This window comes from Mesorhizobium waitakense (genome assembly GCF_056431085.1).
In genome coordinates this window covers 113927-126992 of the sequence record NZ_JBWKME010000050.1, presented here as the reverse complement: position 1 = coordinate 126992, position 13066 = coordinate 113927, and the positions used below count along the sequence as shown (strand labels likewise).

10 protein-coding genes and 1 tRNA gene are annotated in these 13066 nt (G+C 62.7%); 8 read left to right on the top strand and 3 right to left on the bottom strand.

Going from position 1 to position 13066, the window contains the following annotated elements; genetic code table 11:
• The first annotated feature begins 6 nt into the window (after nucleotides 1–6).
• Complete coding sequence (locus tag AC07FD_RS11890; protein WP_184873469.1) at nucleotides 7–1677, top strand: ribonuclease J; 1671 nt, start codon at nucleotides 7–9, stop codon at nucleotides 1675–1677.
• A gap of 15 nt (nucleotides 1678–1692) precedes the next feature.
• On the opposite strand, the gene AC07FD_RS11885 is transcribed toward AC07FD_RS11890, so the two are convergent.
• Nucleotides 1693–2544: an MBL fold metallo-hydrolase gene (locus AC07FD_RS11885; protein ID WP_478350003.1), complete on the bottom strand. Its 852-nt coding sequence runs from the start codon at nucleotides 2542–2544 to the stop codon at nucleotides 1693–1695.
• Between the two features lie 188 nt (nucleotides 2545–2732).
• Here AC07FD_RS11885 and mce point away from each other — a divergent pair, with 188 nt between their 5' ends.
• From mce to AC07FD_RS11855, 6 genes are all read left to right on the top strand, one after another.
• A complete protein-coding gene (gene mce / locus AC07FD_RS11880; RefSeq protein WP_478350002.1) occupies nucleotides 2733–3137 on the top strand; it encodes a methylmalonyl-CoA epimerase in 405 nt (134 codons plus the stop codon).
• Nucleotides 3134–3418, top strand: coding sequence for a DUF1467 family protein (locus AC07FD_RS11875; protein ID WP_095087253.1), 285 nt, complete (start codon nucleotides 3134–3136; stop codon nucleotides 3416–3418). The genes mce and AC07FD_RS11875 overlap by 4 nt, the downstream gene beginning before the upstream one ends.
• A 631-nt stretch (nucleotides 3419–4049) precedes the next feature.
• The gene (gene proS, locus AC07FD_RS11870) at nucleotides 4050–5378 is read left to right on the top strand and encodes a proline--tRNA ligase (protein ID WP_478350001.1); all 1329 of its coding nucleotides are present in this window, start codon (nucleotides 4050–4052) and stop codon (nucleotides 5376–5378) included.
• A complete protein-coding gene (locus AC07FD_RS11865; protein ID WP_457151926.1) occupies nucleotides 5375–6661 on the top strand; it encodes a lipoprotein-releasing ABC transporter permease subunit in 1287 nt (428 codons plus the stop codon). Before proS ends, AC07FD_RS11865 begins: the two co-directional genes overlap by 4 nt.
• A complete protein-coding gene (locus AC07FD_RS11860) occupies nucleotides 6658–7350 on the top strand; it encodes an ABC transporter ATP-binding protein (RefSeq protein ID WP_184873474.1) in 693 nt (230 codons plus the stop codon). The genes AC07FD_RS11865 and AC07FD_RS11860 overlap by 4 nt, the downstream gene beginning before the upstream one ends.
• 525 nt (nucleotides 7351–7875) lie before the next feature.
• Complete coding sequence (locus AC07FD_RS11855) at nucleotides 7876–9126, top strand: site-2 protease family protein (protein WP_478350000.1); 1251 nt, start codon at nucleotides 7876–7878, stop codon at nucleotides 9124–9126.
• 25 nt (nucleotides 9127–9151) lie between these two features.
• Here AC07FD_RS11855 and lipB read toward each other — a convergent pair whose 3' ends face one another.
• The gene (gene lipB / locus AC07FD_RS11850) at nucleotides 9152–9895 is read right to left on the bottom strand and encodes a lipoyl(octanoyl) transferase LipB (RefSeq protein ID WP_478349999.1); all 744 of its coding nucleotides are present in this window, start codon (nucleotides 9893–9895) and stop codon (nucleotides 9152–9154) included.
• 236 nt (nucleotides 9896–10131) lie between these two features.
• Between lipB and AC07FD_RS11845 the strand changes: the two genes are divergently transcribed.
• Nucleotides 10132–10216: transfer RNA gene (locus AC07FD_RS11845), tRNA-Leu, on the top strand.
• 136 nt (nucleotides 10217–10352) lie between these two features.
• Here AC07FD_RS11845 and AC07FD_RS11840 read toward each other — a convergent pair.
• The gene (locus AC07FD_RS11840; RefSeq protein WP_478349998.1) at nucleotides 10353–13037 is read right to left on the bottom strand and encodes a phosphoenolpyruvate carboxylase; all 2685 of its coding nucleotides are present in this window, start codon (nucleotides 13035–13037) and stop codon (nucleotides 10353–10355) included.
• Between the last annotated feature and the right edge of the window lie 29 nt (nucleotides 13038–13066).

Here is a 13066-nt window from a genome sequence, read left to right as displayed (position 1 = left end):
AAAACCATGGCGAAAGCGGAAAACGCCGAACTCGTCTTCGTGCCGCTCGGCGGCGTCGGCGAGATCGGCATGAACTTCGCCCTCTACGGCTACGGCCCGCCGAGCGCGCGCGAGTGGATCGTCATCGATGTCGGCGTCACTTTCCCCGACGCCAGCCTGCCCGGCGTCGACCTGGTGCTGCCCGACACGCGCTTCATCGAGGAGAACCTCGCCAATCTGCGCGGCATCATCATCACGCATGCGCATGAAGACCATTACGGCGCGCTGCTCGACACCTGGCCGAAGCTGAAGGCACCGGTCTGGATGACGCCGTTCAGCGCCGGCCTGCTCGAAGCCAAGCGGCAGGGCGAGCAGGGCGCGCCGAAGATCCCGCTGACCATTTACCGGGCGGGCGAGAAATTCACGGTCGGCCCGTTCGAGATCGAAGCCATTCCCGTGGCGCACTCTATTCCCGAGCCGATGTCGCTGGCGATCACGTCGCCGGCCGGCACCGTCATCCACACCGGCGACTGGAAGATCGACCCGGAGCCGACGATCGGACCCAAGACCGACGAAGCGCGGTTCCGCGCCTATGGCGACAAGGGTGTTCTGGCGCTGATCTGCGATTCGACCAATGCGCTGCGGGAAGGCGAGTCACCCTCGGAAGTCGCCGTGGGCGAGGGGCTCAAGGGCGTCATCCAGGCCGCCAAGGGCCGCGTCGCCGTCACCACTTTCTCCTCTAATGTCGGCCGCATCGTCTCCATTGCCAAGGCGGCGCGCGATGCCGGACGCCAGTGCCTGGTGCTCGGCCGTTCGCTGAAGCGGGTGATCGATGTGGCTGATGAACTCGGTTACATGGATGGGCTGCCCGAGTTCATCGCCGAAGAGGATTTTGGCTTCATACCGCGCGAAAACCTGGTGATCATCTGCACCGGCAGCCAGGGCGAGCCTTTGGCGGCGCTGGCCAAGCTGTCGCGCGAAGAAATGAAATCGGTGTCGCTGACGGCCGGCGACACAGTGGTGTTTTCCTCGCGCACGATCCCCGGCAATGAAAAGGCGATCCTCGAAATCAAGAACCGCCTGATCGACCTCGGCATCAAGATCATCGAGGACGGCGATGCGCTGGTGCATGTTTCCGGCCACCCGCGGCGCAGCGAATTGCGCAAGATGTACGAATGGGTGCGGCCGCAGATCGGCGTTCCCGTGCATGGCGAGGCAGCGCATCTGGTGGCGCAGGGGTCGCTGATGTCGACCTCCGGCATCGGCCAGGTGGCGCAGGTGCGAGACGGCGACATGCTCAGGCTCGCTCCCGGCCCCGCCACCATCATCGACCAGGTGCCGTTCGGGCGCATCTACAAGGACGGCAGTCTGATCGGCACCGATCAGGCGATGGGCATTCGCGACCGGCGCAAACTGTCCTTCGCCGGCCATGTCGCGGTCAATGTCGTGCTCGACGACAAATATGAGCTTGCCGGCGATCCCGATCTGGTCGCCATCGGCGTCGCCGAGGCTGATGCAAGCGGTGAGGCGCTCGAAGATCTGATGATCGATGCGGCAGTCGGCGCGGTGGATTCGATCCCCCGCCAGCGGCGAAAGGATCTCGACCTGGTGCAAGAGGCAGTACGGCGCGCTGTGCGCGGCGCTGCCAACGAAGCCTGGGGCAAGAAACCGCTTGTGACGGTGTTTGTCACCCGGTGAGGGTGGCAGCGTTCGCTACACGTTCAGCTGATAGCTGACGGGAAGCCAGCGAAAAGAGCCGTCCATCTGCTCGACATAGCCCAGACCTGGAAATGGCATGTGATAGCCGGCGACCAGCAGACGCTGTTCAGCGGCCATCTTGAGCAGTCGCCTGCGGGTCTCGATCGCCAGGTCTTTGTCATCATCCAGATCGGCACGCCAATCCGGCTGCTGGATGGACACGACATAGTGCAGGAACCGCGTCCGACCAGATGAGCAATTGCTGTCCGTCGCTTTCGACGCCAGCAGCCCGGGAGAATGACCGGCTGCGTCGATGGCGGCAATGCCAGGCTTGTCTCCGGGCGCTATGAATGCTGCCTGGTCGGCCAGGTTGCTGCAAATGCGCCTGAATAGATCACGATTTTTCAATCTGGCCTCGAGCACCGCATTTCCCTCGGTCCAGAAGCTGAATTCCGCCGCGCCGAATACATAGCGTGCTCGCCTGAAAACGGGTTCGCCATCCTTCACAAGTCCTCCGATGTGATCCGGGTGCCCGTGGGTGATGATCACCACGTCAATGTCATCAGGCCCGAGCCCAAGGTCCTGCAGACAATCCAAAAGCGAACTGTCCGCATCTCCGCATCCGGTGTCGAACAGGATCTTTTCGGAACCGGTGTCGATCAGCGTCGGGATGAAACAGTGCTCGTAGCGATCGCGGTCGATGAAGTTCGAGACAGCGAGTTCGTGCACTGCGGTTGACGACTGTCCAGGTGCCAGGGCCGATGCAAGGTTGTTGCGAACATCGACGGCATCGAGCAAAGCGGCAACTTTGAATGAGCCAAGACCGAATGTGAAAACGCGTGGGCGGGAAGGGTGGGCGTCGAACATTTGCCGTTTGTACTTCGCAGTTGCCGGTTGGAACAGCCTGGCCGTGATTTTGTAGCTCTCTGTCCGTTCAAGAGCGTTCGAGGACGGCTCGTCAAAGTGCGACAGTGCGCGCCTGGTGAAAGGCTGTTGATATCAGTCGATTTGACGTATGACGCCAGCCATCGGGACCCAGAAGGGAATGCTCGGATATGCTCGGACCCCTGAACCATGTTGCGCTTGCAGTGCCGGATCTGGCTGTGGCCGTCGCCGCCTATCGCAACACCCTCGGCGCCGAAGTGACGGAGCCGCAGGCACTGCCGGAGCACGGTGTGACCGTGGTGTTCGTCAATGTCGGCAACACCAAGATCGAACTTCTGGAGCCGCTGGGCGAGGGCTCGCCGATCGCCGCCTTCCTGGAGAAGAATCCGTCCGGCGGGATGCACCATCTTTGCTACGAGGTCGACGACATCCTGGCCGCACGCGACCAGCTCAAGGCCGCAGGCGCGCGCGTGCTGGGTGACGGCAATCCGAAGACCGGTGCGCATGGCAAGCCGGTGCTGTTCCTGCATCCGAAGGATTTCTTCGGTACGCTGATCGAACTGGAGCAATCATGAGCTGGGTATCGTTCACCGCACTTTTCTTCGCCACCTGGTGGATCGTGCTGTTCGTCGTGCTGCCGTTCAGCGTCAGGACACAGGACGACGATCACGACGTGACGCTGGGCACGGTTCCAAGTGCGCCGCGCGGCCCGCATATGCTGCGCGCCATCCTGCGAACCACCGTCGCCACGGCGGTTCTCATGGGCATTTTCTACGGCCTGACGAAAGGGTTGGGATACAGCCTCGACGAGGTGCCGCACATCATTCCGGAATTCAGTCAGACGCCAACGAAATAGGCCGTTTTCAGGCCGCGTTTCAGCCGATTCGAGATCGACACGATATCGCCTGGAGGGCATGGCGATTCTGGCCTTGTGCCGGTTGACGCAAGGTCATCCAGTTTATCAATCTCTGCTGCTAACCAGATGTTTGCACAAAAAAAATGCAAGGCACAAGGCCTTGCAATTTAAACGCGTCCGATCTGTTTCCGGTTTCCGGCGGCAGCGAGTTACCGCGCCTAGATCGCATCCTCCCAAGACTTTGACCGCGTAGGAGAGCAGATTTTTCTCTACCCTCTCGGTTATCGGGGCACATTAGCCCAACGCGAATGAAAATGTCACGAAGAATTTTGCCTTGAAACGGGCATTCTCGTGCTGCACTGCACAATAGTGTGGCAGGCTTTGCTTGGGAAACGACCAGTAAGACGCGCGCGGCATTGCAGCATCCCTGGAACGCCGCCTGTCCGCGCGACGCGCAAGGACGCTCTGGCACGTTCGACCCCATGTATCGTGCCTTTCCGAAAGCCGATTTCCGATTTTCGGATCGATGCGTCCGGGTTTCCATTCCGCCATGAAATGGCTATGAAGCCGGGGCAAGCAAGCCCGTGTCGCGCCGATTCCCGCGCGGCCATCCTCACTCACGGACCAGTCCATGCGTTTGTCGCGCTATTTCCTGCCTATCCTCAAAGAAAATCCGCGCGAGGCCGAAATCGTCTCGCACCGGCTGATGCTGCGCGCCGGCATGATCCGCCAGCAGGGGCAGGGCAGTTTCTCGTGGCTGCCGCTCGGCAAGCGGGTGCTGGACAAGGTTTGCCGGATCATCCGCGAGGAGCAGAATCGCGCCGGTGCGCTGGAAATCCTGATGCCGACCATCCAGTCGGCGGATCTGTGGCGCGAAAGCGGCCGCTATGATGACTACGGCAAGGAGATGCTGCGCATCAAGGACCGGCAGGACCGCGACATGCTCTACGGCCCGACCAATGAGGAAGTGGTCACCGAGATCGTCCGCGCCTACGTTAAGTCCTACAAGGACCTGCCGCTCAATCTCTACCACATCCAGTGGAAGTTCCGCGACGAAGTGCGTCCGCGCTTCGGCGTCATGCGCAGCAGGGAATTCCTGATGAAGGACGCCTATTCCTTCGACCTCGACTTCGAAGGCGCCAAGGCGGCCTACAACCGGATGTTCGTGTCCTATCTCAGGACGTTTACGCGCATGGGCCTGCAGGCGATTCCGATGCGGGCGGACACCGGGCCGATCGGCGGCGATCTCAGCCATGAATTCATCATCCTCGCCGACACCGGCGAGAGCCAGGTTTTCTGCCATCGCGACTATCTTTCGCTCGACGTGCCCGGAGAAAAGACCGACTTCGCCAACGACGCCGAGATCGGCGACATCGTCAAGACATGGACGACGCCCTACGCCGCCACCGACGAGATGCATGACGAGGCGGCCTGGGAGAAGATCGGCGAAAGTGACAAGGTTTCGGCGCGCGGCATCGAGGTTGGCCACATCTTCCATTTCGGCGACAAATACTCCAAGCCGATGGGCGCCAAGGTGACCGGGCCCGACGGCAAGGATCATTTCGTCTCCGGCGGCTCCTACGGCATCGGTCCGTCGCGCCTGGTCGCGGCGATCATCGAAGCCAGCCATGACGACAACGGCATCATCTGGCCGGAAGCGGTGGCGCCATTCGACATCGGATTGATCAACATGAAGGCGGGCGATGCCGAGTGCGACCGCGTCTGTGACGAGCTGCATGCCGCCTTCGTCGCCGCCGGCAAGGATGTGCTCTACGACGACACCGACCAGCGGCCGGGCGGCAAGTTCGCCACCGCCGACCTGATCGGCCTGCCTTGGCAAGTCATCGTCGGTCCACGCAGCGTTGCCGCAGGCGAGATCGAGATCAAGAATCGCAGGACCGGCGAGCGCGAGACGCTGCCGATCGCCGACGCGAAAAAGCGCTTTGGCAGCGCCGCATGAGCGACGTGGCGGTGGCAAGATCGGCGGGCGCCGGACCTTTTTCCATCTTCGAGCGCATGGTTGCCTGGCGCTACCTGCGTTCGCGGCGCAAGGAGACGGTGATCTCGGTGATCGCCTCGATCTCCTTCCTCGGCATCATGCTGGGGGTTGCCACGCTGATCGTGGTGATGGCGGTGATGAACGGCTTCCGGGCGGAGCTGTTGACGCGCATCCTCGGCGTCAACGGCCATCTGATCGCGCAGCCGCTCGATTCGCCGCTTGAGGACTACGCACAGGTCGCCGGCCGCATCAACGGCGTGCCCGGCGTCAAATACGCCATCCCGCTGATCGACGGCCAGGTGCTGGCGCAAGGCAATGTCGGCGGCGGGACCGGCGCGCTGGTGCGCGGCATACGCGGCGAGGATCTGAGCAAGATCGCCATCGTCGCGGCCAACGTCAAGCAGGGTTCGATCGCCGGTTTCGACACCGGCGAGGGCGTCGCTATCGGCAAGCGCATGGCCGAGAATCTCGGCCTGGCGCTCGGCGACACCATCACCTTGATCTCGCCCGACGGCGACGTGACACCGCTCGGCACGACGCCGCGCATGAAGGGCTATCCGATCACCGCGATTTTTGAAGTCGGCATGTCGGAATATGACAGTTCCATCGTCTACATGCCGTTCTCGGAGGCGCAGCTCTATTTCAACATGGACGGCCGGGCCCAGACGATCGAGATCTATGTCGACAATCCCGACGATGTCGACGCGCTGAAACCGAAGGTGGAGGAGGCGGCGCAGCGGCCAATTGATCTCGTCGACTGGCGCCAGCGCAACGAGACCTTCTTTTCCGCCCTGCAGGTCGAGCGCAACGTCATGTTCATGATCCTGACGCTGATCGTGCTGGTGGCGGCGCTCAATATCATTTCCGGCCTGATCATGCTGGTGAAGGACAAGGGGCATGACATCGCCATCCTGCGCACCATGGGGGCGTCGCGCGGCGCTATCCTGCGCATCTTCCTGATGACGGGGGCGGCGATCGGCGTGACCGGGACGATCGCCGGCGTGCTGCTCGGCGTGCTGATCTGCACCAACATCGAATCCATCCGCCAGTTCTTCTCCTGGATGACCGGCAAGGTGCTGTTCAACCCGGAGCTCTATTTCCTCAGCCAGCTGCCGGCGAAGATGGACCCGCGCGAGACGACCTACGTCATCCTGATGGCGCTCGGGCTGTCCTTCCTGGCAACGGTGTTTCCGGCGTGGCGGGCCGCCCGGCTCGATCCCGTCGAAGCTTTGAGGTATGAATGATGGCCGAGGCCATTATCGAGCTGAAGAGCGTCGAGCGGCACTACGTCCAGGGGCCGCGCAAGCTCACCATTCTCAACGGCGCCGATTTCTCGCTGAAGCGCGGTGAGATGGTCGCACTAGTGGCGCCGTCTGGCACCGGCAAGTCGACGTTGCTGCACACTGCCGGCCTGCTGGAGCGGCCTGATGCCGGCGACGTCATCCTGGCCGGCCGTGCCTGCGGGCGGCTCTCCGATGACGAGCGCACGGCCATCCGCCGCAACGATGTCGGCTTCGTCTATCAGTTCCACCACCTGCTGCCGGAATTCTCGGCGCTGGAAAACATCATGATGCCGCAGCTCATCAAGGGGCTGAGCCGCAAGGAGGCGTCGGAGCGAGCGGCGCAACTGCTGGACTACATGCAGATCGGCAAGCGCGCGTCGCACCGTCCATCCGAGCTTTCCGGCGGCGAGCAGCAGCGCGTCGCCATTGCCCGCGCGGTTGCCAACGCACCGCTGGTGTTGTTGGCCGATGAGCCGACCGGCAACCTCGACCCCGTCACCGCCTCCTATGTGTTCGAGGCGCTGGCGGCGCTGGTCAAGCAATCGGGCCTCGCGGCGCTGATCGCCACCCACAATCACGAACTGGCCTCGCGCATGGACCGGCGCGTCACGCTGGCCGACGGCAAAGTGGTGCCGCTCGGCTCGGGCTGATCTCAGTCTCGACAGACCTGGCGAGCTCGCAGACAGTCCGCCCTCAGTGCGCGTTGCGGCTCCATTGATGGTTGTCGCACGCCCGTCAACCTTTCCTTAACCCTGCCGATTTGATCGCCCGGAAATTCCGGACGCGGCCGGATTCCGACCGTTGACAATAGAACAAAATTAGAACAAATTAAAAACATATCAACAACAGGAGAGAGTTATGACCGATCTGGTTCAGGATGTCATCTCACTGGTTTGCATGAGCACGTTTCTCATTTCCATGGCGATCTGGATCGGCGCCATGTGATCTGGAGTTGAGGACGTGGCGCGAACGCAAGCGTCCCTCGGGCGCGAAACTCCTCACACTTACCCTCTCCCCGTTCAAGACGGGGAGAGGGGGGCATCAACGCTGGCGGCATGCCTTTCACTGAGACTCCGACGCGAATGGCATGTGACCGGGAACCGAGTTTTCCTGTTAAGCTTTTCTTGCCGCCGCGACGTTTAGGGTAATCCCTCCAAGACAGGGAGCAACGTCGCGTGTCGCCCATCGTCACGGCCATCCTCGTGGCCAGCAATCTCGGGCTGATCTTTCTCTTGATGAGCGTGCCGCTTGGTTTGCGCACGATCAGGCTCAGCAGTGTCGTGGCTATGGACCGGCAGCGCCTCTGGCAGGCGCTGTGGCCGCTTGGCAGCGATGCCGGCTGGTCCGGCGAGATCCTTTCGGCCGAGCCGCTGGATGGCGAGGGCATGGCACGCATCATGCTGTCCTGGGAAGGCCGCGACGGCAAGCCGATCGAGCGCAAGTCGCGGTTTGAAGACGTGGTCGAGGGCAGCCGCTTCTCGATGCGCGTCATCGAGGATACCGCGCTCGACACGTCGTTCTGGAAGGACTTTCGCGAGACCACTGAGCTCGTTTCCGAAGGCAGCGGCACGCGGGTCACGCTTGGCCAGACCGATCGCTATCGCGGCTTTGCCTTCCTGGTGTTCCGCTATTTCGCCATACGCCGTGAACTCTCCAAGCTGCAGCGTTGGGCAAGGACCGGGCGGTATCGAAAGGGCGGCTGGTTCGAGCATCCGCTTAGCCAGGTTGGCTTCGCCGCACTCTCGGCATTGATCCTGTGGCCGTTCTTCGGTCTGCATCTCGGCGGATTGGCGCTGGCTGCGATCCTAACGTCGGTGGTGGCCCTGCACGAGCTCGGCCATATGGCTGCGTTTCGCCTGATGGGTCACAGCAAGGCGCGCATGATCTTCATTCCACTGCTCGGCGGCATTGCCATTGGTGGGCGGCCATATGACAGCCGTTTCGAAGTGGCCTTCGTGGCGTTGATGGGCGCTGGCTTCTCAGCCTTCCTGGTGCCGGTTGTCATCGCCGCCAGCACCTTTGCCGGCGCGGAAGGATATCGACTGGCAGCAATGCTGCTGGCGACGCTGGCGGGCTTTGCTGCCCTGTTCAACATCGCCAATCTGGTGCCGGTGTGGAAGTTCGATGGCGGCCAGGTGCTGCGCCAGATCTGCCCGGGGCCGATCGTGCTGGCGCTGGCTTCGTTCTCCCTGCTTTCAGCCTTCCTGGCGCTTGGCCGACAGGCCGGCTTTTCCCCGGGCTTTCTGCTCGCTGCGGGCGCGGTCTTTTCAATCCTTAGCCTGCTGACGATGCGCAGCGGGGTCAAGCCGCGCCACGAGCTGAAGCCTATCCGCACGGTCGACCGCTTCGTCATCGCCGGGGCGCTGCTGGCGGTGTTCGCCATCCATGGCTACGGCGTTCTGTGGGCGTCGGCGCAATTGATCTGAGGTGTTGATATTCAGACCGGATGGGTCAGCCGGCTTTACGGGCGGCTTCGACAGGCAAAGCCGTGGCAGGACCGAAGACGTCCTCGAAGGCGGATTTCAGGGCCCGGTCGAGGTCCGCCATTGTCACAGGCAAGCCGAGATCGACCAGGCTGGTGACGCCGTGGTCCTGCACGCCGCACGGCACGATACCACTGAAATGGTCGAGGTCCGGTTCGACATTGATGGCGATGCCGTGAAAGCTCACCCAGCGCCGCAGCCTAATGCCAATGGCGGCGATCTTGTCTTCGGCCGGCGAGCCGTCCGGCAGGGCAAGGCGATCCGGTCGCACCACCCAGACGCCGACCCGGTCCTCGCGGCGTTCGCCGTGCACGTTGAAAGCGGCGAGCGTGCCGATGATCCACTGTTCAAGCGCGGCGACAAAAGCACGGACATCCTCGCGACGCCGCTTCAGGTCGAGCATCACATAGGCGACCCGCTGGCCCGGCCCATGGTAGGTGTACTCACCGCCGCGCCCAGCCGCGAACACTGGAAAACGGTTGGCGTCGATCAGGTCCTCGCTACGGGCACTGGTGCCGGCGGTGTAAAGCGGCGGATGTTCGACAAGCCAGACCATTTCGCCGGCGGCACCGCTTCGGATCGCCTCGGCACGCTCCTCCATGAAGGCCAGCGCATCGGGATAGGCGGTGAGGCCAGGCTCGATGCGCCATTCGACCGGTGCTGAACCGGGGAGCGGTAGGAACGACGTGGCGATCTGGCTGCGTTCTGGCATGGCTTTTCGTTTTTCGTTTATGCATGCCATGATCCCAAAACCGCCTTGCGCTTTCGGGCGACATGCATTGGCCTTCCATATGGCGCTATCGGGCCGAAACGTCCAGTTTCGGCTACGCATTCCAATTCTGTAGAACGTTATGCCAATCGCTGGCGATTATTGCTTGCGGCGCACTTGTTTCGCCGGAAACGATTTGCTACACGCCGCGAGCCGGTCGGTTCCGGCTCCTACCACGTGCGGTCGTGGCGGAATTGGTAGACGCGCAGCGTTGAGGTCGCTGTGGGGCAACCCGTGGAAGTTCGAGTCTTCTCGACCGCACCAAAATTTCCCTGACAGATTGCTTATGGCGAGCTCTGACGGCAGGCGATGACACGTCGCGGCCACAGGGCTTTCCGGGGATCGAAACGGCAGCGGCGGCGCGTCCTTCAGACCACGCTGCCGCTTCGCTTTTTAGGACCTATCCCGTCCACCCAAGGCCAGCCGAGATACAATTGATCGATACAAGCAGAGCGTCGGTCGCCCGCTTTTGATCCGCCGTGCCGGTATTTGCCCGAACTTCACGCAGCAGATCGACCTGCAGCCGGTGAATGTCATCCATCTGTCGCCTCAGACTGTCGAAACGCCGCTTGAACATCGGAAAGCGCGCGGAAAGATCGCCTCCCGTGAGGTCGCCGATCAGGCGTCGCGTTAACTCGTATTCGGCGGCGATGCGGGCGTAGATTCGCTGGGCCGCATCGCTGTCGGACACCAGGCGGGCGTAGAGCCCCGCGATCTCCATGTCGGACTGGTAGAGCGTCTTCTCGGCCTCGTCGACGATCAAGCGGAAGAAGCGCGAGTGCTCGAACATGCGAGCCAGAAGTTCGCGCCCGGCCTCGCCGCGCACAGCGACGAAAGAGCTAAGCGCGCTGCCGATGCCATACCAGCCGGTCAACAGATGACGGTTCTGGCTCCAGGCAAACACCCATGGAATGGCGCGCAGGTCAGCAATGCCGCTGGCGCCGAAACGGCGCTCCGGACGTGACCCCATTTTCAGGAGCGCCAGCTCCGCGACCGGGCTCGCCTGGTTGAAATAATCGAGGAAACCGCGCTCGGCCATCAACCCGGCGTAGGATGCCTGCGACATGCCTGCCAGCGCCTCCAGCGCTTCGTCGAACTCCGGCGTTTCCTTCGGCTCGATATCACCGGGCGATACGACACCGTGGGCCAGGACGCCAGCGGCGAGAACCTCGAGCTGGTTGAGGCCGGTGCCACGATTGGCGAATTTCGACGACACGACCTCGCCCTGCTCCGTCACCCGCATGGTTCTGGCGACAGTGCCTTCCGGTTGTGCCGCGATCGCCCGGCCGGTCGGCGCCCCGCCACGGCTGACAGAGCCGCCGCGACCGTGAAAGAAACTGATCCTGACGTTGTGCTTGCGCCCGACGGCGGCGAGGCGCTTTTGCGCTTTTGCCAGTTCCCAATTGGAGGCCAGGAAACCGCCGTCCTTGTTGGAATCTGAATAACCAAGCATGATTTCCTGTCGCGCGCCGAAATCTCGCACCGTCCGCCTCACCAGCGAAACGCCGAGCAATCCATTCAGGATGCCCGGTGCGGCCTGTAGATCGGCGATAGTCTCGAACAATGGCACGATCCGCAGCCCGATTGTGCCGCCGCCACCGGGCGCGGTTGAAAGTCCGCAATATTGCGCCAGCAGATAGACCGCGAGCAGATCGTCGGCCGAGCGGGTCATGCTGAGAACGAAAGAGCCGACAGCGTCGGCATCCGAGCTGGAGATGTGCTCGCGGATGACTGAGAATGTCGAAAGCAGTTCACCTGCTTCAAGCGAGAGCCGGCCTGCGTCGATCTCCAGCCGCTCGCCCTGGCTGATGGCTGCGCGAATGCGCGCCGACCATTGCGGCGTGCCGGCTGCGACCGGATCGGCGGGATTTGTCAGCGCAAACAGCTCGGCCAGCACCCGGTTGACGACCGTGGAGTTCTGCCGGATGTCGAGCGAGACCGTACGGAAGCCGAAGCTTCCAACTTGCCAAAGCAGAGGCTGGATGAAGCGCTTGGCTACCGCGCGCCCTCCGATTGCTTCGAGAACGGAGGACAGCCCGTTCAGATCAGCCCGAAACGCCTCTGCCGAGAGATATGCCGACGGACGGCCGTCTCGCGTGGCCTCCAGCCGGGCAAGCAAGGCCGAGGCGAACTGGCGAAGCGGTTCGTCGGGGTTGCGGGCGGCGATCACGTGCGCCAGTCCGCTTTTATCAAGCGCCGTTTGCAGCACCGGCTTGAAGCTGGCCGGCAGGTCGATGACGTTCGAGCTGGCGCTGAGCACCGTCACCAGCCGCTGCACCTGCGTCAGATACCAGCCTAGGGCGGTGTTGCAGTATTCGGCCATGGCATGGGCGGTGACTGCGGCAGTCACATTTGGATTGCCATCGCGGTCGCCGCCGATCCACGAGGCATAGCGCATGAATGAGGGAATTCTGATCGGCTCTCCCGGATAGTGACGCTCGAAGGCGCCCTGAAGCTTGCCATAGAGCTGCGGCGTTGCCTCGAAGATGACTTCGCGAAAGAAATGCAGACCCCAGGCGATTTCACGTTCGACCGTCGGACGCTCCAGGCGCAGCTCGCCCGTCATCCACAGAAGCTCGATCTCGCTTTCCAGATCGGCGACCAACAGGGAGCGTTCGCGCGGCGCCCAGCGCGGCTGGTCGAGCTCGGTCAGCTTGCGATAGATACGGCGGTGGATCTCCAGCACCGTGACGCGTTTGGCTTCCGTCGGGTGCGCGGTCATGGTCGGGCCGACGCGAAGCTCATCGAGCTTCGCCTGGACTTCCTCGGCGGAGTGGCCGTTCGCTGCCATCTGCGCGATCACGCTGGCGAAGGATCCGGGCACTTCGTCAACACCCGCGCCTTGTTCGAGTTCGCGGCGCGCCCGCATGGCAAGCAACTCGTCAGCTATCGCCAGCAACTGGAACCATACGCCGCTTGCCTGAAGCGCCGGGATGCGCTGCTCCGCGGCGAGGGAGACAAGCGACCGACGTCCGGCCAGAACGGCGGCGATCTCGGGCTCACGCGCGCTTGCGACCTGAAGCAGCAAGCGCAACAGAAGGCTGCGCTCGTCCTCACGAAAGTTGATGCGTCTGCTCTGTTCCAAACCGGTTTCCTGCTTCGTCCGCGCCGATG

What these genes read in the sequence shown, in the direction of transcription:
- AC07FD_RS11875 (WP_095087253.1), top strand. Translation starts at nt 3,134, where the DNA reads ATGAGCTGGGTATCGTTCACCGCACTTTTCTTCGCCACCTGGTGGATC.
- AC07FD_RS11860 (WP_184873474.1), top strand. Translation starts at nt 6,658, where the DNA reads ATGATGGCCGAGGCCATTATCGAGCTGAAGAGCGTCGAGCGGCACTAC.
- AC07FD_RS11865 (WP_457151926.1), top strand. Translation starts at nt 5,375, where the DNA reads ATGAGCGACGTGGCGGTGGCAAGATCGGCGGGCGCCGGACCTTTTTCC.
- mce (WP_478350002.1), top strand. Translation starts at nt 2,733, where the DNA reads ATGCTCGGACCCCTGAACCATGTTGCGCTTGCAGTGCCGGATCTGGCT.
- AC07FD_RS11885 (WP_478350003.1), bottom strand. Translation starts at nt 2,544, where the DNA reads ATGTTCGACGCCCACCCTTCCCGCCCACGCGTTTTCACATTCGGTCTT.
- proS (WP_478350001.1), top strand. Translation starts at nt 4,050, where the DNA reads ATGCGTTTGTCGCGCTATTTCCTGCCTATCCTCAAAGAAAATCCGCGC.
- AC07FD_RS11890 (WP_184873469.1), top strand. Translation starts at nt 7, where the DNA reads ATGGCGAAAGCGGAAAACGCCGAACTCGTCTTCGTGCCGCTCGGCGGC.
- lipB (WP_478349999.1), bottom strand. Translation starts at nt 9,895, where the DNA reads ATGCCAGAACGCAGCCAGATCGCCACGTCGTTCCTACCGCTCCCCGGT.